General features: G+C 56.5%; 17 protein-coding genes and 1 pseudogene. 11 read left to right on the forward strand and 7 right to left on the reverse strand.

All coding sequences use genetic code 11. The features are described from left to right. Positions 1-515: 515 nt before the first annotated feature. Complete coding sequence (locus CKW31_RS23985; protein ID WP_095100749.1) at positions 516-3,620, reverse strand: efflux RND transporter permease subunit; 3,105 nt, start codon at positions 3,618-3,620, stop codon at positions 516-518. Further along, positions 3,620-4,783 carry an efflux RND transporter periplasmic adaptor subunit gene (locus CKW31_RS23990; RefSeq protein ID WP_095100750.1) on the reverse strand — a complete coding sequence of 388 codons (1,164 nt, stop codon included), beginning with the start codon at positions 4,781-4,783 and terminating at the stop codon, positions 3,620-3,622. Before CKW31_RS23990 ends, CKW31_RS23985 begins: the two co-directional genes overlap by 1 nt. Positions 4,784-4,933: 150 nt before the next feature. Between CKW31_RS23990 and CKW31_RS23995 the strand changes: the two genes are divergently transcribed. From CKW31_RS23995 to CKW31_RS24010, 4 genes are all read left to right on the forward strand, one after another. Continuing rightward, a complete protein-coding gene (locus CKW31_RS23995) occupies positions 4,934-5,638 on the forward strand; it encodes a response regulator (RefSeq protein ID WP_095100752.1) in 705 nt (234 codons plus the stop codon). Positions 5,639-5,688: 50 nt separating this feature from the next. Further along, entirely contained in the window at positions 5,689-6,999 is a 1,311-nt protein-coding gene (locus CKW31_RS24000) for an ATP-binding protein (protein WP_095100753.1), read from the forward strand. 75 nt (positions 7,000-7,074) lie between these two features. Continuing rightward, positions 7,075-7,521, forward strand: coding sequence for an NUDIX hydrolase (locus tag CKW31_RS24005; protein WP_095100755.1), 447 nt, complete (start codon positions 7,075-7,077; stop codon positions 7,519-7,521). 54 nt (positions 7,522-7,575) lie between these two features. Further along, positions 7,576-7,998: a hypothetical protein gene (locus CKW31_RS24010; RefSeq protein ID WP_095100756.1), complete on the forward strand. Its 423-nt coding sequence runs from the start codon at positions 7,576-7,578 to the stop codon at positions 7,996-7,998. Here the strand turns inward: CKW31_RS24010 and CKW31_RS24015 are convergent. Further along, positions 7,973-8,263 (reverse strand): annotated as a pseudogene (locus CKW31_RS24015) (glutathione S-transferase); the annotation flags it as partial. The gene CKW31_RS24010 and the pseudogene CKW31_RS24015 overlap by 26 nt on opposite strands. Positions 8,264-8,481: 218 nt before the next feature. Between CKW31_RS24015 and CKW31_RS24020 the strand changes: the two are divergent. Beyond that, complete coding sequence (locus CKW31_RS24020) at positions 8,482-9,051, forward strand: RNA 2'-phosphotransferase (protein WP_095100938.1); 570 nt, start codon at positions 8,482-8,484, stop codon at positions 9,049-9,051. 602 nt (positions 9,052-9,653) lie between these two features. On the opposite strand, the gene CKW31_RS24025 is transcribed toward CKW31_RS24020, so the two are convergent. Further along, complete coding sequence (locus CKW31_RS24025) at positions 9,654-10,598, reverse strand: LysR family transcriptional regulator (protein WP_095100757.1); 945 nt, start codon at positions 10,596-10,598, stop codon at positions 9,654-9,656. A gap of 274 nt (positions 10,599-10,872) precedes the next feature. Between CKW31_RS24025 and CKW31_RS24030 the strand changes: the two genes are divergently transcribed. From CKW31_RS24030 to aldA, 4 genes are read left to right on the forward strand one after another with little or no spacing between them, the layout of a single operon-like run. Next, entirely contained in the window at positions 10,873-12,171 is a 1,299-nt protein-coding gene (locus CKW31_RS24030) for an MFS transporter (protein ID WP_095100759.1), read from the forward strand. A gap of 17 nt (positions 12,172-12,188) precedes the next feature. Beyond that, entirely contained in the window at positions 12,189-13,373 is a 1,185-nt protein-coding gene (gene rhmD, locus CKW31_RS24035; protein ID WP_095100761.1) for an L-rhamnonate dehydratase, read from the forward strand. Positions 13,374-13,418: 45 nt separating this feature from the next. Continuing rightward, on the forward strand, positions 13,419-14,219 hold the full coding sequence (locus CKW31_RS24040) for an HpcH/HpaI aldolase/citrate lyase family protein (RefSeq protein ID WP_095100763.1): 801 nt from the start codon (positions 13,419-13,421) through the stop codon (positions 14,217-14,219). Positions 14,220-14,237: 18 nt separating this feature from the next. After that, positions 14,238-15,671: an aldehyde dehydrogenase gene (gene aldA, locus CKW31_RS24045; protein WP_095100765.1), complete on the forward strand. Its 1,434-nt coding sequence runs from the start codon at positions 14,238-14,240 to the stop codon at positions 15,669-15,671. A gap of 73 nt (positions 15,672-15,744) precedes the next feature. On the opposite strand, the gene CKW31_RS24050 is transcribed toward aldA, so the two are convergent. After that, positions 15,745-16,596 carry a LysR family transcriptional regulator gene (locus CKW31_RS24050; RefSeq protein WP_176469965.1) on the reverse strand — a complete coding sequence of 284 codons (852 nt, stop codon included), beginning with the start codon at positions 16,594-16,596 and terminating at the stop codon, positions 15,745-15,747. Between the two features lie 98 nt (positions 16,597-16,694). Here CKW31_RS24050 and CKW31_RS24055 point away from each other — a divergent pair, with 98 nt between their 5' ends. Beyond that, positions 16,695-17,069 (forward strand): cupin domain-containing protein, encoded by a 375-nt coding sequence (locus CKW31_RS24055; RefSeq protein WP_095100770.1) that lies wholly within the window; start codon positions 16,695-16,697, stop codon positions 17,067-17,069. 237 nt (positions 17,070-17,306) lie between these two features. Here CKW31_RS24055 and CKW31_RS24060 read toward each other — a convergent pair whose 3' ends face one another. After that, positions 17,307-18,434, reverse strand: a complete 1,128-nt coding sequence (locus tag CKW31_RS24060) for a tetratricopeptide repeat protein (protein WP_256582716.1) — start codon at positions 18,432-18,434, stop codon at positions 17,307-17,309. Between the two features lie 85 nt (positions 18,435-18,519). Between CKW31_RS24060 and CKW31_RS24065 the strand changes: the two genes are divergently transcribed. Next, positions 18,520-18,678 (forward strand): DUF2986 domain-containing protein, encoded by a 159-nt coding sequence (locus CKW31_RS24065; protein WP_095100940.1) that lies wholly within the window; start codon positions 18,520-18,522, stop codon positions 18,676-18,678. 95 nt (positions 18,679-18,773) lie between these two features. Here the strand turns inward: CKW31_RS24065 and CKW31_RS24070 are convergent, their stop codons facing one another. Further along, positions 18,774-19,400 carry a glutathione S-transferase family protein gene (locus CKW31_RS24070; protein ID WP_095100774.1) on the reverse strand — a complete coding sequence of 209 codons (627 nt, stop codon included), beginning with the start codon at positions 19,398-19,400 and terminating at the stop codon, positions 18,774-18,776. Positions 19,401-19,576: the final 176 nt, after the last annotated feature.

Genomic DNA, 19,576 nt, shown 5'->3' on the forward strand with positions numbered 1-19,576 from the left:
GTTTTGACTGGACTCAAAAGGCGAATCTTGCCCCCGTGCCCCTCTCTTGCGTCGGGGTTATCAACTTGGGAGATTCTATATCTGACATTCGACAGGCGCGCTGCGATTCTGCGAGAGTGTTCAGACCGTGGCGTCTAGCTAGCCCCCAATGGCAGGGGCAAGGCTTCATACCCAAAGCGGTGGGCAATCAGGCGTCACGTAAAGTTTCCCTGCACGAGGGGATGCGGCTGGTCGAGACGCAGGAAGGCATTTCGTCTCGGGCCCAATGCTTAAGGAGATTTGGGAAATGACACGCGCCGAGTGGCTACAAAACAAGGCGTGAGCCCCTGCTTCTTCAATACGCCTCCGCCCTTGAAGACGTCGAGGCATCCTGCGCCAAATTGTTGGCCAGCTTTGTCACAGGTCCACCTAAGCAGGCCATGTGTCAGCCACTATTATTGATAAATATTTACGTATCAAGCTGTCAAATACAGCTTCTGATACATGGCGGCGCACGGATGCGCCGCCTCTTCTCATCAGGATGGCTTGACTCGCTTGACCCTCTCCACCAGCCCCATCACCAGCACAAAGAACACCGGGACAAAAACCACTGCCAGGGTTGCGGTCAGCATGCCGCCGATTACGCCGGTGCCGATGGCCTGCTGACTGGCCGAACTGGCACCCGAAGCGAAGACCAATGGCACCACGCCGAGTATGAAGGCCAGCGAGGTCATGATGATTGGTCGTAGCCGCAGGCGCGCAGCCTGAATGCTCGCCTCGACCCGGCCCATGCCTTGGTCATGCAGGCTCTTGGCAAACTCGATGATCAGGATGGCGTTCTTCGCTGAAAGACCAATGATGGTGATCAGTCCCACTTTGAAAAACACATCGTTGGGCATGCCGCGCAACGTGACCGCCAGCACCGCACCGATGATCCCCAGCGGCACCACCAACAGCACCGCAGCCGGAATCGCCCAGCTTTCATAGAGCGCGGCCAGACACAGAAACACCACCAGCATCGACAGGCCGAGTAACAGCGGTGCCTGACCGCCCGAGATACGTTCCTGCAACGACAAGCCGGTCCATTGCAGAGCAAAACCGGATGGCAAACCCGAAGCCAGACGCTCCATTTCTTCCATGGCCTCCCCCGTGCTATGACCCGGCGACGGCTCGCCGGACAGGCTCACTGAGGGATATCCGTTGTAGCGATTGAGCTGCGCAGGCCCTCTGGTCCAATTGACGTTGGCAAAGGCTGAAACCGGGACCATGCGGCCCTGACTGTTTTTGACCTCCAGCTTCAGCAGGTCATCCACCTGCTGTCGGCGATCACCTTCACTTTGTACGATTACTTGCTGCATGCGACCCAGATTCGGGAAGTCATTGACGTAAGCAGAACCCAACGAAGTCGACAGCACGTTGGCGATGTCGGCAAATGAAATGCCCATGGCATTGGCTTGCTGACGGTCCACTTCAATGTTGACCTGCGGGGTTTCCGCCAGAGACGCCTCGCGCACGTTTTGCAGAATCGGACTTTTACTGACTCTACCCAGCAGATCGTCACGCGCCTGTCGCAATGAGTCGTAGCCTTGTGAGCCACGATCCTGCAAGCGCACTTCAAAGCCACCCGAGGTGCCCAAACCTTCCACCGGCGGCGGCAGCAAACTAAACACCATGGCGTCTTTCAGGCCAAAAAACACAGCGCTGGCGCGGTCGGCAATGGATTGCGCAGAATCCTGTGCAGCCCGTTCCGACCAATCCTTCAAGGTGGTAAACGCCAGCGCTGCGTTCTGCCCGCTCCCGGAAAAGCTGAAGCCCAGAATCATCACCGTATTGGCGATACCGGGTTCCTGTGCGTTATGCGCCTCGATCTGCTTGGCGATTTCAATGGTGCGGTTCTGGCTGGCGCCCGGCGGCAGCTGAATATCCGTGATGGTGTAGCCCTGATCCTCAACCGGCAGGAACGAGGACGGCAGACGGGTGAACAGCACGCCCATGACGCCCACCAACACCACGAAAACCAGCATGTAACGGCCCAACTGACGCACCGCTTTGCTCACCCAGCTCTCATAGCCGTCGCTAAAACGCTCGAAACGCCGGTTGAACCAGCCAAAAAAGCCTTTCTTCTCGTGATGTGAGTCGGCAGAAATCGGCTTGAGCAAGGTCGCGCACAGTGCCGGAGTCAGGCTCAAGGCAAGGAACGCCGAGAACACAATGGCGACCGCCATGGAGATGGAGAACTGCTGATAGATCACGCCGACCGAGCCAGGCATGAAGGCCATGGGGATAAACACTGCGGTCAGCACCAGCGTGATGCCGATGATCGCGCTGCTGATTTCAGTCATGGCCTTGCGGGTAGCCTCTTTGGGCGACAACCCTTCCTGCACCATCAGCCGCTCGACGTTCTCCACCACCACAATCGCATCGTCCACCAGAATGCCGATGGCCAACACCATGCCGAACAGGGTCAATACGTTGATGGAAAAACCAAGCACATACATCACGGCAAATGTGCCCATCAAGGCAACGGGCACCACAAGAGCGGGAATCAGCGTGTAACGAATGTTCTGCAGGAACAGAAACATCACGAGGAATACCAGCACCATGGCCTCGACCAGGGTGTAGATGACTTTGGTGATCGAGACTTTGACGAAGGGTGAGGTGTCGTAAGGGATGTCGTATTTCACCCCGGCCGGGAAGTACCGGGACAGCTCATCCAGTTTTTCCCGCACTTGAGTCGCGGTGTTCATGGCGTTTCCCGCCGGGGCCAACTGCACCCCCACCGCGACTGATGCCTTGCCGTTGAGCCGGGTGGCGAAGTTGTAGTTCTGGCCACCGACTTCAACCCGGGCCACGTCGCCGACGGTCACGTTGGAGCCGTTAGGGTTGGCCTTGAGCACAATTGAGGCGAATTCCTGCGGCGAGCTCAATTGCCCTTTGACCATGACCGTCGCGGTCAGCTCCTGATCGGATGAAGACGGCAAGTCGCCGATGCTCCCGGCTGAAACCTGCACGTTCTGTTCGGAAATCGCGAGGCTGACGTCAGCCGGTGTGAGGCTGAACGCCACGAGCTTCTGCGGATCGATCCAGATCCGCATGGCCCGCTCAGAGCCGAACAACTGCGCCTTACCCACACCATCAAGACGCTTGAGTTCGTTGACCACATTACGGGTCAGGTAGTCACTCAGGGCAATTTCATCCAGACGTCCGTCCATGGAAGTCAATGTCGCGATCATCAGAAAGCCCGCTGAGGTTTCCTCGATCTGCAAGCCTTGTTGGGTGACTGCTCGAGGCAAACGTGGCTCGACGACTTTCAGCCGATTCTGCACGTCGACCTTGGCCAGCTCGGGATCAGTGCCCGGCTGAAACGTAACCGTCATGGTGGCCGTACTCTGACTACTGCTGGAACTGAAATACAGCAGGTGATTAACACCGTTCAGTTCCTGCTCGATCAGGCTGACTACGCTTTCATCAATGGTCTGAGCGGACGCGCCGGGATACGTGGCCGTCAGCTCGATTTGCGGTGGTGCGACGCTGGGGTACTGGGCGACAGGCAGTTTGGGTATCGCCAACAGCCCCGCGAGCACAATGAACAATGCGATGACCCAGGCAAAGACCGGCCGATCAATAAAAAACTGCGGCATTACTTCTGCTCCTGATCGGAGGCTGGCGCACCTTGTTCTTCAGCGGTCACTGCCGCTCCGGACTGAACATGCTGCAGACCCGACACCACCACCCGGTCTCCCGCACTGAGACCGGTTTTCACGATCCAGCGATTGTTCTGCACGCCACCCAGTTCAATAGGACGCTCCTGAGCTTTGCCTTCCGCGTCGACGATCAGCACCAGCGCTTTGCCGGCTGCGTCGCGTTGCACAGCTCGCTGAGCGACAGTAATACCCTCTGCGGTACGCGCCTGATCCAGCGTCACCCGGATGAAACTGCCCGGCAACAGCTCGCTTTGCAGGTTGGGAAATTCGCTGCGCAGAACGATCTGGCCGGTACTTTGATCAACGGTCAGGTCGGAGAACAGCAACTTGCCTTTGATGGGATACGGGCTGCCATCCTCCTGGATCAGCGTCGCGGTGATCTGACCTTGCTCCAGTTGCTGCAACTGCCCCTGACGCAACGAGCTGCGTAGCTCGCTGATCTGTCGAGTGGACTGATTGATGTCGGCATAGATGGGCTGTAATTGCTGAATGGTGGCCAGCGGGGTCGCGTCGCCCTGCCCCACCAGCGCGCCTTCAGTCACCAGTGCCTTGCTGATACGCCCGGAAATGGGCGCGGTGACGGTTGCATAGCCCAGGCTCAAGCGCGAGCGTTTGAGGGCCGCGCGGCTTGAAGCCACGTCCGCATCGGCTTGCAGAAAACTGGCGCGGGCGTTTTCAGCCTCCTGGCGGCTCACGGCGTTGATCGTCACCAGTTCGGCGTAGCGTTCTGCCTGCAAGCGGGTTTGATACTGGTTGGCTTCTGCCTTGCGCAGAGCGGCCTCAGCGCTGTCGACATCCGCCTGAAACGGCGCAGGATCAATGCGGAACAGAACATCGCCCTGTTTGACGTCAGTGCCCTCGCGATAAACCCGTTGCAACACGATCCCCGCGACTCGCGCACGAACCTCGGCGGTGCGCGGCGAAACCAGACGCCCATTCAGTTCTGTGGTGATGGTCAGGGGCTGAGTCTTGACGGTCTCGACGCTGACTTGCGGCGGTGGCATTTGCTGCTGGGCCGGTGGCTCACCACAGCCGGTCAGCGCAACAAGACCGGCACACAACAGCAAACGGCATGGATCGAGACGAAAAAAAGACGGCATGATGGCGTTCCCCTGAAGATAACGCCATGCTAAAGACGCGCGCCAGGGCGCATGTAAACAAGTGTTGGAAAGATGTGAAGAAGTGTTAAGGCTTCGTACCAATACGGCATGCCATGGTTATGCTGCTCACTTTACGAAACGGCCCGAAGAATGACCAGGATAATGCTTGTCGAGGATGACGCGGCGCTGTCTGAGCTGATTGCCAGCTACCTGCAGCGCTTCGAATACGACGTGACGGTGATTAATCGGGGCGACCGCGCGCTCGAAGGCATGCATCGGCTGCGGCCGGACCTGGTCATACTCGACCTGATGCTGCCGGGGCTGGATGGCCTGCACGTATGCCGGCAACTGCGAGACGAAAAACCGGGTTTGCCCATCATCATGCTGACCGCCCGCGACAAGAGCGACGACCAGATACTGGGTCTGGAAACCGGTGCCGATGATTACGTCGCCAAACCCTGCGAACCACGGGTGCTGCTGGCCAGGATTCGCACGCTGTTGCGACGCAGCACACCGGCCGCTACACCTCGTGAAAACAGCCAGCAAATCGTGCTCGGCCAATTGCTCATCGACCAGACTGAGCGTCAGGTGCAATGGCGCAAGCAAGACGTGGAATTATCGTCAGGTGAATACAACTTGCTCCTGGTACTTGCTCGTCACGTGGGTGAAGTCCTGAGCCGGGATCAGTTGATCCAGCAACTGCGCGGCATCGAGTTCAATGGGGTCGATCGATCGGTGGATGTGGCCATTTCCAAACTGCGGCGCAAGTTCGAAGACGCTCCGGGCGAACCGCGCAAGATCAAAACCGTCTGGGGCAAAGGTTACTTGTTGAGCCGTTCCGAATGGGATGAGTAACCCGCTCACCGCCCTGTCCTCCTTCTGACCTTCACAGTTGATCAATCGCCATGTTCAAGATGCTCGCCCGGCTTTACCTGATCATGCTGGTGACGTACGGCGTAGCGCTGTATACCGTGCCAGAGCTGGTGTTGAAACTGTTCGATGAGCGCACCGTCACCTACAACCAGCAGCAGATCAAAGGCACGCTGCGGCTGATTCAGGTGCGTTTCATGCACACACCGCAAAACCAATGGCCCGCGCTCGAACGCGAGCTGCATGAAGACTTTGCCCCCCTGCAGCTCAGGGTCATCCCGCTGACTGATGCGAGCCTGAGCGACAGCGAGCGAGCCGACCTTGTGCAAGGCAAGAACGCCGTGCGCAGAGGCTATTACGGCGAATGGGGAACGGCCTTGACGCTGTTGCCCGGTGATAAAGTCATCAAGCTGGTATCTCCGGATCCACCTGTCGATATCAACGTTATCTACTGGCTGATGAATATACTGGTCGGTGCGGCACTGCTGGCGTGCCTGTTGGTCTGGGTCTGGCCACACTGGCGTGACCTGCAACGACTCAAGCGCACGGCGATGATGCTGGGCAAGGGTAACCTCGCCGAACGCACGCAAATATCACCGCGCTCGAACATCGGCGACCTGGCCCAGGTGTTCGACAAAATGGCTCAGGACATCGAAGGCCTGCTCAATCAGCAGCAAGAGCTACTGAATGCCGTCTCCCATGAACTGCGCACGCCTTTATCAAGGCTGGAGTTCGGCATGGCGCTGGTCATGGCCGACCCGCTGGAGCCGCCGACAAAACTGCGGCTTGAGCAGATGCTCAATCATGTGCGGGAGCTGGACTCGCTGATTGACGAACTGCTCTCCTATACCCGCCTGCAATCACCCTATCAACGTCCAGACCTGCAAGAGGTGCCCGTGCAGGCGTATCTGGACAGCGTACTGGGCGGCTTTATCGAAGAGCAGGAAAGCCGGCACTTCAGCTTGATTCTACAATTTGAAACCACCCCAGAACGGTTCGTACTCGACCCGCGCCTCACCGCACGCGCACTCCAGAACCTGATCAACAATGCAATTCGATACTGTGAAAAGCAGGTCAAAGTGAGTGCGCGCAAGCATCCTGAAAACGGCCTGGTGTTCAGCGTCGAGGACGACGGCATCGGTATCCCCACCCACGAACAGGAACGCATCTTCGAGCCGTTTTACCGAATGGACAGAAGCCGTGATCGCGATACGGGCGGGTTTGGGTTGGGGCTGGCAATCAGTCGACGCGCTATCGAATGCCAGGGCGGGAATATTACGGTGGGGACATCGGCAATGGGGGGTGCAAAATTTGAAGTGTTTTTGCCGACCTCAACAGATAGATAAGCGCATGTAAGGGTATTGCCCTGTAGTCAACCGAACCGGACTTATCATGAGGGTTTCTTAAAGGAGTTTCACGCAGTGTCACAGAAGCACATACGTCCAATCGCGATCTGCATCTTTCATCATCGTGGCAAGATTCTGGTCAATCACTTCTACGACGACGCGAAGCAACAAACCCTTCACCGCCCTATCGGTGGAGGTATTGAATTTGGCGAAAGAAGCTCTGATGCCATTCTCAGAGAGGTGCAGGAGGAAATGGGACTGACCATCCACGCGGTACGTTTGCTTGGAACACTGGAGAGCATCTTCACCTACGCCGGTAAACCAGGACATGAAATCGTTCAGGTGTACGACGCAAAGTTCGACGATGTACTGGTTTACGAAAAACTGTGGCTGGACGGCCAGGAAAGCGATGGTGCCCCTTTCAAAGCCAAGTGGTGCGACAGCACTGACTTCAGCCCCGAATCCCCGCTGGTCCCCGAAGGGCTGCACGACTTGCTCAAATCCCTTTCTTTGTTGAATTAGCAGGGCTAGAAACTCTCAATCGTCATCCTTCACGCAGAACTCCAAGAGATCGCAATGGACATTGAACGTCTCCTGAAAAAGCGACAACTGAACGTGCAAGAGCAAAATGCCTTGGTTGCACACCGGCTCAAAGGTGTCGCAAAGAGCTGGCTGGAACTGGGAGTTCCTATTGCACTGGCACGGTATGGAGAGAGCCAAGGGGTCGACTGGTCAAAAACCATCGTGCTTGAACTTGATGTCGACTTTCCCGGCATGCCAAGTCTGTTCGGTCTTTTACTGACCCAAACCGACGAGTTCATCGCGTTTGAGATGGACACCGATAGCACTCATCAGCACGTTGAATCGGTGGATCAATGGGAGAATGTTTCGGCTGATCAAGACTACGCGATCTCAAAACGCGGCACTGGAAAAGGCTTCGCTGCAATTGCTCTACAGGTCAGACGTGAACTGATTACAAAGGCGGACGCTGCAACTTGACCCACTCCTGCACACTCGGCCGTTGCCACTGGCGCTGGGCGTATTCCACCAGCCCAGACGGTACCGAGTCGCCATTGAGTATCAGACGGTTCAGCATCACGGCCAGATCCACATCGGCAACCGACCATTGGCCAAACAAGTACTCGGGGCTATCCGCAAGCAGCGCTTGTGCAGCACTAACCAGCCTGCGTTTTACGGACTCGCCATCGGGCGGTAACGGGCCTGCCTTCAAGCCATAGAACACAACCAGTGTGGATCGCTCCTTAGGGGACTGGTCAATTGCGAGTCAACATACAAGCGCAGGCTATTCACAGGGTCATCTCCTTATGCAGAAGACGACACGCGACGAGGTTCATGGAGATAAATAAATTCATGATTTTCATGGGCGTATTCCAATGCGGAATAAAGACAGACACGCTTGCGCGTTCCCGTTTCGCCAAGAACAATAACGCGCCTGAACACGATGAAATAAGGACATTTTCCTTGAACAAAAAACAACGAGACGACCTCAGCAAGTTTCTCAGCTATGTGCTGCGCCACGGTCCTGAATCCATTGGGCTAACGCTGGATCGCGACGGTTGGGCCGACATCGGCAACCTGATCGAAAGCGCCGGACAGCACGGCCAAACGTTCGATCGCCCGATGCTGATCGAGGTAGTGGATACCAATGAAAAGAAGCGTTTCACGGTCTCCGAAGACGGCCAGCGTATCAGGGCTGCACAAGGTCACAGCACCGCACTTGTTCAGGTACAGCATGATGAGAAAGTGCCGCCCGCTGTGCTTTATCACGGCACCGCCGAGCGTTTCACGGCGTCCATCGAGGCACAAGGGCTGATCCCTGGCAGCAGACATCATGTTCATCTCTCGGAACATCAAGAAACCGCCGTCGAGGTAGGCAAGCGGTATGGAAAGCCCGTTCTGCTCACCGTAGACACTCAAGCCATGAGAAAAGCGGGTATGCAGTTTTTTCAGGCTGACAACGGCGTGTGGTTGGTGGAGTCTGTGCCGGTTGAGTTTCTGAGCAGAACTTCAGTTGAGTGTTGGCTGCGGTGATTCAGTTCTATCGTCTCGCGAACAAGTTCGCTCCTACCGATTGGCGCCGAGTCAGGTAGGAGGCAACTTGTTGGCGAGAAGGCTTGATGCGGTCATTCAGGTCTATCGTCTCGCGAACAAGTTCGCTCCTACCGATTGGCACCGAGTCAGCTAGGAGGCAACTTGTTGGCGAGAAAGCTTGATGCGGTCATTCAGGTCTATCGTCTCGCGAACAAGTTCGCTCCTACCGATTGGCTCCGAGTCAGGCAGGAGGCAACTTGTTGGCGAGAAGGCTTGATGCGGTCATTCAGGTCTATCGTCTCGCGAACAAGTTCGCTCCTACCGATTGGCACCGAGTCAGCTAGGAGGCAACTTGTTGGCGAGAAGGCTTGATGCGGTCATTCAGGTCTATCGTCTCGCGAACAAGTTCGCTCCTACCGATTGGCGCCGAGTCAGGTAGGAGGCAACTTGTTGGCGAGAAGGCTTGATGCGGTCATTCAGGTCTATCGTCTCGCGAACAAGTTCGCTCCTACCGATTGGCACCGAGTAAGGTAGGAGGCAACTTGTTGGCGAGAAGGCTTGATGCAGTCATTCAGGTAATGCGTTTCAAATTTAACGCCGCATCACGACGTCTCGCGAGCCCGTTTACGCAGCAAATCAATGAAGTGCTGCAGCTCGCGACTGACCGGTTCGCCTTTACGGCGTAACAAGCCGAACGGAGCCATCTGCGCATCCAGCGTGACCGGCAGCGCCTTGACCAGGCCCATCTTCAGATAGTCCCGCATCGCCGACTCGGACAGCACCATTAGGGCGTCGGTCAGTTGCACCAATTGCTGCATGGAATACACCGAACTGCACTCGATGATATCGGCGGGTATCGGCAGCTCAAGCTTCTGTAGCGCCTGCTCTATAGCAATGCGGGCCGGGCTGGTTTCGGGTTGCAGGATCCACGGCCAGTCCCTGACCAGTTCTGCCCATTCCAGCTTGCGCCGCCGGGCCAATGGATGCCCGCTGTGCACCACGGCAATCAGCCGCTCGTTGCCTAAGGGCTCGAACTCGTATTGCTCACGATCGGTGATGAGGTTGCGACGGGTGACCGCGATGTCGACACGACCCTGTTCGAGCAACTGGACCACCTGATCGCTGGTATCGCCCATGATCCGAATGCGCAGTTGCGGATTAAGCCCTTTGATTTCGGCGACGGCGTTCATCACCAGATCCGGCGCCGCCCCCATGATGGTGCCAATGGACAAATACCCATAACCACCCTGCTTGCGCACGGCAATATCGGCGGCGCAACGATCCAGCCCACTCAATGCTGCCTCGGCAAAACGCAATAGCTCACGGCCCAACGCGGTCGGGCGCATGCCCCGTGGCAACCGCTCGAACAGCTCGCAGCCGAACATGTCTTCAATTTCCTGAAGCATGCGGGTTGCCGCCGGTTGAGACATGCTCATGCTCAATGACGCGCGGTGCAGATTGAGGCTGGAGCCGAGCACGACCAACATCTGCAGATGCTTGTAACGCAGTCGGCCAAACAGGTGGTGGGGAGACCGATCAACACTCATGCAGCCCTCAGCAATCGATAACTTTAAGGTATCGACTATAAGCTTAATTCGATTAGTCACGCATCCCAGTCAAGCAGTAGAGTCCTCAGCACAAGAAAACAACACCCACCGAGGTGAATACAATGAAACGCTCTGCTGCCCTCTTTTTGCCCCTCGCTCACAGCCGTCTCGCTCCGCAAGCCAGCCCTTCACCTGCATGCTGTTGAGGCACAACGCGCCCCTTCACCTGCTTTGAAAATTTACGCAGTCAAATAATTCCAAAAAGGAAACTGACGTGAACACTTTACCCGCGACTTTACTGCGCAAGGTCTCCTGGCGGCTGCTGCCGTTTCTGTTGCTGATGTACATCATGGCGTTTCTTGATCGTGCCAACGTCGGTTTTGCCAAGCAGGCATTCCAGGCGGACACCGGCATCAGCGATGCCGCCTTTGCGTTTGGTGCAGGCGTTTTCTTCGCCGGTTACGCGTTGCTGGAAGTGCCCAGCAACCTGATCATGCACAAGGTCGGCGCTCGCCTCTGGATGTGCCGGATCATGGTGACCTGGGGTCTTGTCTCCGCCGCCATGATGTTCGCTCACAACGAAACCACCTTCTACATCCTGCGCTTTCTACTCGGCGTGGCTGAGGCTGGTTTCTTTCCGGGCGTGATTCTGTACCTCACCTACTGGTTCCCCAGTGCATCACGGGGCAAAGCCATGGGGTTCTTCTATTTCGGTGCACCACTGGCCTTTATCTTCGGCAGCCCGTTGTCTGGCTTGTTGCTTGAACTGGACGGTGTCATGGGCACCCACGGCTGGCAATGGCTCTTCGCGGTCGAAGGATTGATGGCCAGCGTGGTCGGTGTCTGGGCTTATTTCTATCTGGACAATCGCCCTGCTGACGCCAAATGGCTTACCCCTCAAGAACGCAGCCAGCTACAAGCCGTGCTGGATGCCGAGGACAGCCAAAAACAATCCCATGGCAGCCTGCTGAAAATCCTTTTTCAGCCTGCGGTCCTGTATTTGTGCCTGATCTATCTGCTGATTCAGGCCAGCGTTTACGGCGTGGTGTTCTACCTGCCGAGCCAGGTTGCAGGCTTGCTGGGCACCAAGGTCGGCTTGATGGTTGGTCTGGTCAGCGCCGTTCCATGGATATGTGCCTTGCTGGCCGCGTGGAAAATCCCCGGCATTGCCGATCGTACCGGCCAGCGCCGTACGGTTGCCGCGTTGACTCTCGTGGTTTCGGGACTGGGAATCGCTGCCTCGGTGACCTTCTCCAGTCCGCTGCTCGGCATCCTCGCCCTGTGCTTCGCCGCCTCGGGTTTCATCGCGGTACAGCCGGTGTTCTGGACGTTCCCCGGTAGCTTCCTGGCAGGTGCCGCCGCAGCCGGTGCCATCGCGCTGATCAACTCTTTCGGCGCACTGGGCGGGTTCATTGCGCCCATCCTGAAGAACTGGGCGGAAGCCTCCTTCCACTCTCCGGCAGCAGGCTTGTACGTGCTGGCCTTTACCACACTCATTGCAGCAGCCCTGATCATGGGCATTCGCCCGCCAAGTCAGGCTGTCCCTCGTAAGCAACCGACCTTTCAAGTCTGACCAGGAGGAATTACATCATGGCCATTCCAACCATCAAACATGTTCGCGCCTTTGTCCTGCGCGGCGGTGGCGCTGACTATCACGATCAGGGCGACGGTCACTGGATCGACGACCACATTGCTACACCGATGAGCAAATACCCGGAGTACCGCCAGAGCCGTCGCAGTTTTGGTATCAATGTTCTCGGTACTCTCGTTGTTGAGGTCGAGGACTCGGAAGGCAATATCGGTTTTGCCGTGACCACTGGCGGCGAACCGGCGGCCTATATCGTCGAGAAACACCTGGCGCGTTTTGTCGAAGGCGCGAAGGTCACTGACATCGAGCGTATCTGGGATCAGATGTACTTCTCCTCCCAGTATTACGGGCGCAAAGGCTTGGTGATCAACACGATTTCCGGCATTGACCTGGCGCTCTGGGACTTGCTGGGTAAGGTGCGCAAAGAACCCGTGCACCAGTTGCTCGGCGGTGCAGTGCGTGACGAACTACAGTTCTATGCCACCGGCGCCCGCCCGGACCTTGCGCAAAAGATGGGTTTTATCGGCGGCAAGCTGCCCCTGCATCACGGCCCGGCCGAGGGCGAAGAAGGCCTGCGCAAAAATCTCGAGGCGCTGGCCGTCATGCGTGAACGCGTCGGCAAAGACTTCTGGCTGATGCTCGATTGCTGGATGAGCCTGGACCTCAACTACGCTACACGTCTGGCTCAGGGTGCCCACGAGTTTGGTCTGAAATGGATCGAAGAAGCCCTGTCACCTGACGATTACTGGGGCTACGCCGCGCTCAAAAAAGCTGTTCCACCCGGCATGCTGGTCACCACCGGCGAACATGAAGCAACACGCTGGGGCTTCCGGATGCTGCTGGAAATGGGTTGCTGCGACATCATTCAGCCAGACGTTGGCTGGTGTGGTGGTATCACTGAGCTGATCAAGATTTCGGCACTGGCCGACGCTCACAGCGCGATGGTCGTACCCCACGGCTCGTCCGTTTACAGCTATCACTTTGTTGCCACCCGCACCAACAGTCCGTTCGCCGAATTCCTGATGATGGCGCCCAAAGCGGATGAAGTTGTGCCTATGTTTCACCCGCAACTGCTGGGCGAACCGGTACCGGAAAACGGTCGCATGCGGATTTCGAAGCTCGACCAACCAGGCTTTGGCGTCACGCTGAACCCTGAATGCCAACTGCACCGCCCTTACCAGCACTGAATCAGTTAACCCTGGATGTCGGGTTTGGCTCGACAGGAGTCCACGATGAAAATGCCACGCAACGGCTTCAAGGCTGCCTTGGCCAAAGGTGAGCCGCAATACGGTATCTGGGCAGGATTTGCCACGGGATACGGCGCTGAAATCACCGCCAGCTTCGGCTATGACTGGATGCTGATCGACGGTGAGCACGCGCCCAATAGCGTGCCTTCGATACTTGCCCAATTACAGGCAGTCGCGCCCTACTCCACAGCGCCCATCGTGCGTGCCGTCAGTCACGACCCGGTGCTGATCAAACAGTTGCTGGATATCGGCACCCAGACCCTGATGATCCCCATGGTCGAAACCGCTGAGCAGGCCCGTGCTCTGGTGCAAGCCACCCGTTATCCGCCCCATGGCATTCGTGGCGTCGGAGGCGGTTTGACCCGTGCTACTCGCTGGGATGGCGTGCCGGACTACATCAATACGGCCCATGAAGAGCTTTGTCTGATCGTGCAGGTCGAGTCGCGAGCAGGCGTCGATAACGTCGCTGAAATCGCTGCGGTGGAAGGCGTTGATGCGGTGTTCATCGGCCCCGCTGACCTGTCCACCGGGCTAGGCCATATCGGCAATCCATCACACCCCGAAGTACAGGAAAAAATCCGCCATGCCATTGATGCCACCCTCGCCGCCGGCAAGGTCAGTGGGATTCTGGCTCCGGCCGAAGAGGATGCCCGCCGCTATCAGAGCTGGGGCTGTCAGTTCATCGCAGTGGCTATCGACATCAGCCTGATGCGCCAGGCCGCACTCAGCAATCTGGCGCGCTATCGCGACACCTCCGAACAACGCCCGGCCTCACGCACCTATTGATTGCAAAGGAGCCCGACCATGTCTTCAGTACCGGTTTACGAAAACTATATAAACGGCGAATTCGTCCAGAGTGCCGAGCACTTTGACGTGCTCAACCCGGCCACTGGCGCCGTGCTTGCCAGAGTCCCGGCCTCGGATGCCGACCAAGTGGATCATGCGCTGGCCGCGGCACGCTCGGCCCAGTCCGCATGGGCAAAACGTCCGGCCAACGAGCGCGCAGGTTATCTGCGCAAGATCGCCAGCAAACTGCGTGAAAACGTCGCCCACCTCGCCCGCACTATTACCCTGGAGCAAGGCAAGATCTATGGGTTGGCCGAAGTGGAGGTCAACTTTACCGCGGACTACCTCGACTATATGGCCGAGTGGGCGCGGCGCATTGAAGGTGAAATCATCACCAGTGATCGTCCTGGCGAGAACATTTTCATGTTTCGCAAACCGCTGGGCGTCGTAGCGGGCATCTTGCCGTGGAACTTCCCGTTTTTCCTGATCGCCCGCAAGATGGCTCCCGCATTGGTTACGGGCAATACCATCGTGATCAAGCCAAGCGAAGAAACACCCAACAACTGCTTTGAGTTTGCCCGTCTGGTCGCGGAAACCGACCTCCCTGCGGGCGTGTTCAACGTGGTCTGCGGCGATGGCCGAGTCGGTGCGGCGCTGACCTCACATCAGCAAGTGGACATGATCAGCTTCACCGGCAGTGTTGAAACCGGCGCACGGATCATGAGCGCCGCGGCACCCAACATCACCAAACTCAACCTTGAACTGGGCGGCAAAGCCCCCGCCATCGTCCTGGCCGATGCCGATCTGGAACTGGCCGTCAAAGCCATTCGCGACTCGCGGATCATCAACACCGGCCAAGTGTGCAACTGCGCTGAGCGGGTGTACGTTGAGCGCGGTGTTGCTGATGAATTCATCGACCGGATCAGCGCCGCCATGGCCGCGACGCGTTACGGCGATCCAATGGCCGACAGCTCGGTAGAAATGGGCCCGCTGATCAACCGACAAGGCCTGGAAAGCGTCGCAGCAAAAGTCAAAAAAGCCCAGGCACAAGGCGCCAACCTGATCACTGGCGGCAACATCGCCGATCTCGGCCAGGGCTTCCACTTCCAGCCAACGGTACTGACCGGCTGCAGCGCCGACATGGAGATCATGCGCAAAGAGATATTCGGCCCGGTGCTGCCCATCCAGATTGTCGACGACCTTGATGAAGCCATCGCCCTGGCCAATGACTGCGAATACGGCCTGACGTCATCGCTGTATACCCGGGACCTGAGCAAAGCCATGTACGCCATCCGCGAAATCGACTTCGGTGAAACCTATATCAATCGAGAGAACTTCGAGGCCATGCAGGGCTTCCATGCCGGTGTCAGAAAGTCAGGCGTGGGCGGTGCGGATGGCAAGCATGGCTTGTATGAATACACCCATACCCATGTTGTCTATCTCCAGGCTTGAAGGTCTTTTGGGGCTTGCTCATAAGGCTTAGCAGCCCCCGCTTTACCCTCTGAGGCAGCCTGTAAAGCGCCCTCTAACGGTAATGTTGGCGAATCGCCTCCCCCATTTCCAACGCACCGCGACTCGCATTCGGCGAGACGTAAAGCTCGATTGCGAACTCTGGCAGCATGGGCAATCCGGACTCTACTCCAATCTCCTCAAGGCCATCGGGCACCAGCGAGCGTAGCCACGGTGTCAGGGCCAGACCGCTGCGAACAGTTGATAACGTGGTGTCGACCGAAGCATTTTCGAATACAACGCGCCAACTGATGTGCGATTCCATCAGCAATGCAAACACGGTTTTTCGAAACGTACAGGTTGGCGTCACGAAGCATAACGGTAAAGGCCGTTGGCACAGCAACTCATCCGAGGTGCTCAACCATACCAATGGGTCTATATAAAGCCGCTCCCCGACACCTTCGCTTGCAGGACACTGACGCAAAGTAAGGTCAACAAGGCCCTTCGCGAAATCATTCATCAGATCGATGGACGAGCCCGTCACGATTGTGACCTCTACGTCCGGATGGCTATGGGCGTAGCTCTTGAGGATGGGTGCAAAATGCGCCCCGGCCATGTCGTAAGGCACACCAACCCGCACGCTTCGGGTGCCGACTATCCCTGTCATGTCCTCGTACAGGCTGTCGCTGTGATCAAGTAGACGCCGGGCTTTGGGCAGAAACTCTGCCCCTCGCTCTGTTAGTTGTGTTCCACCAGGATCACGCACCAGCAACATACAATTGAAAAAGCTCTCAAGGCGTTTGATCTGCTGGCTGATCCCGCCTTGGGTCAGGTGCAAACGGCGGGCTGCCGCGCTGATGCTGCCTGTCTCGGCAACTACAACAAACGTACGGATCAGAGTGAGATCGATAGTGCGAAGTCTGGACATGGGGGCCATTACAAAAATTAATGCCCCCATTATAAACATTCGATATGGCCAGTCATCTCACCGACGTAAATTGACGCTCCCTCACCGGAGTCAGAACCATGATCCCAAGCGGTAATACCATCAACATCGAATCAGCCCTGGCCCAGATCAACGAATACTGGTCTCCGCAGGTCGTTGGCCAGGTTAACGACCAGTACATCAAGGTTGCGAAGCTGAAAGGCGAATTGATGTGGCATGCCCATGCAGACGAAGACGAGATGTTCATGGTGGTCTATGGGACCCTGAAAATTCAGCTGGAGGACCGCGACGTCATACTCGGGCCGGGTGAGTTCTGCATCATCCCCAAGCAGGTCAGGCATAACCCAGTGGCTGAAGATGAGTGCGGAATCATGCTGATTGAAACGGTCACGACACGGCATACAGGTGATGAAATCAGCGCCAGAACCGTACCCATTGAAAGGCAGTTGAGATAGGAATATTCAGCTTCAAGTGACTATCTGAATTTATGCGCGCCTCTCAAACAACACGCAAACTACAGGATTGAAATGCATTTTCTGTAGGAGCTGCCGAAGGCTGCGAAGCATGTATCCTGACACATCGCGATCGCAGCCTTCGGCAGCTCCTACAAGTCCTGTGTTTGCTGAGCGACAGCGCGGTGTCATCCCAAATCAAATAGTTGAATAGTGTTTGATCGGACTCATGGATCAAAATCATGCCCCTGACTTGGCCCCCAGTTCTCGCAGCTTCGCCTCAAAATATTGAATCTGCCCCGCATCACCCGGATCAACGTTACGGACTATCTGCAGCGCCTTGGCGTAGGCGTCACGGGCTTTGAGCTTGTCGCCTTGAGCCTCGTAAATTTTGGCCAGATTGAAATAGCGCAGTGACACTTTGGGATGGTTCTCGCCAAAGCTCGCAAGATCGCTGTTCAATGCTTTCGTGAGGAAAATTTCGGCCTGATCGTATTGGCCTAGCCCTCGATAAGCATCGCCAATATTGTTCCAGCGCACGGCAATTACCGGATGCTGCACGCCATACAGCGGCGCATCAATATCCAGCGCCTGTTGAAAAAGTGGCAAAGAGGCTTTGTAGTCGCCCTGAAGGTTGTAAGCATTGCCTAGGTTATTCAGTGCCACGGCAACCGAATGGTCACGCTCACCGGATAGCCGTTTTCTCAATGAGAGGTTTTTACGCAGATTATCGAAGGCCTCGTCATAACGGCCGAGCTTGCTCAGTGTCGTTCCCAGATTGTTATAGCTATCGGCAGTTTGCAGGTTGTCCGCACCAAATGCGGAAAGCCGCATCTTCAAGGCTTTCTCATGACAGCTAATGGCAACCTGATAATTGCGTTGTCGCTCGTTGAAATACCCGAGGTTGTTCCAGTAATTCGCCTGCTGGGTGATCGACGCCTGACCGTCCTTTTTAACGATCTCGAGTGCCTGAGTCACCAGCCGTATAGCGGCTTGATCGTCGCCCAGCATCGACACAGCCAAAGCCTTTACATTCAAGGCCTCGGTGTCAGTCGGGTCCGACTTGAGCACCCTGTCTGACTCCTCTATCGACGCCCGGAATTGCTCAGTTGAGAACAGACGTATCGCCTCATCGCTCGCGCCGGGCTTCGCCGCCTGCGCGTAAAGCATCACGAAGAGCATAGGCAGAGTCAGCAAAGCCTTAAAAGCTCGAATACGCATAACGTTCCTTACGACGAACCTGGCACAACATGAGTTTTCAGGGTTTGAGGCACAAAGCTTCAACTTCCAGTTACGCCGCCCCATAAGAAGTATGAAAATACAGCAGTGACAAGTTAGATGGCAGCTTTCGGCTCGATAGGAGATCATGGTCAGCGCGATTCAGCTAAAGACCAAAGGATTCGCTGTTAGAATTCCCGCCGAATCACTCAAGAATCACAATCTGAGCAGAAACATGAATCGCCAGAAAAAACTACAGCAGCTATTCAAGGCAAAAGCCAAAAAGGCCAGTGCCAAACTGGCACCCAAAAAGCCTAAATACATCAGCAAGGCTGACCGGTTGAAGCTTGACGCTGAACATGATCAGGAAGTCGTCGCGCCTTCCGAAGGCTGACAGATTGCTGCGAGAGCGGGGGTTGATCATGCATCCAGCTCCGTGATCAACCCACACTTGACCGACCGGTTCTGGGTCAGCCAGCAACGTGACCGTTACTTTGCAAACACATATTCACCGCCCTGCTCCAGCGCCTTGCGATACGCAGGCCTTTCCTGGAAACGTTGTACCCACGCCGCCACATTCGGGTACGGCTGCAACTTGCCCTGCGCCTTGGCAAACTCGCCGATGAAGCTCATCTGGATATCCGCACCGGTCAATTCTTCACCCACCAGAAACGGGGTCAGACCCAGGGCATCGTTCAGATAGCCCAGATAATTGGCCACTTCCGATTCAATACGCGGATGCAGCGGCGAACCGGCCTCACCCAGGCGTCCTACGTACAAATTGAGCATCAACGGCAGCATCGCCGAACCTTCAGCAAAGTGCAGCCATTGCACGTATTCATCGTAAGTAGCGGTTGCCGGGTCCGGCTGCAGACGACCCTCGCCATGGCGGCGGATCAGGTAATCGACAATAGCGCCGGACTCGATGATCACGTGGGGACCATCTTCTATCACCGGGGATTTACCCAGCGCGTTAATGGCCTTGAGCTCAGGTGGCGCGAGGTTGGTTTTCGGATCGCGCTCATATCGCTTGATTTCGTATGGCAGGTCGAGTTCTTCGAGCAGCCACAGGATCCGCTGGGACCGCGAGTTGTTGAGGTGATGGACGGTGATCATGAAAGCTCCGCTGGTGGAGTGGGATGTCTAGAAAAGACTACCGCGTCGTCGCGGAGTGCCCTGAATTTAATTGCTGAATGACGGCTTACCACGTGCCATTGGCAATAACGGTTTTCACATATTTTTCACATCGGACTTTTAAGGCAACGCAAACCCTGACAAAATAAATAGCAACG

It is taken from the genome of Pseudomonas sp. Irchel 3A5, assembly GCF_900187575.1.
Classification (GTDB): domain Bacteria; phylum Pseudomonadota; class Gammaproteobacteria; order Pseudomonadales; family Pseudomonadaceae; genus Aquipseudomonas; species Aquipseudomonas folii.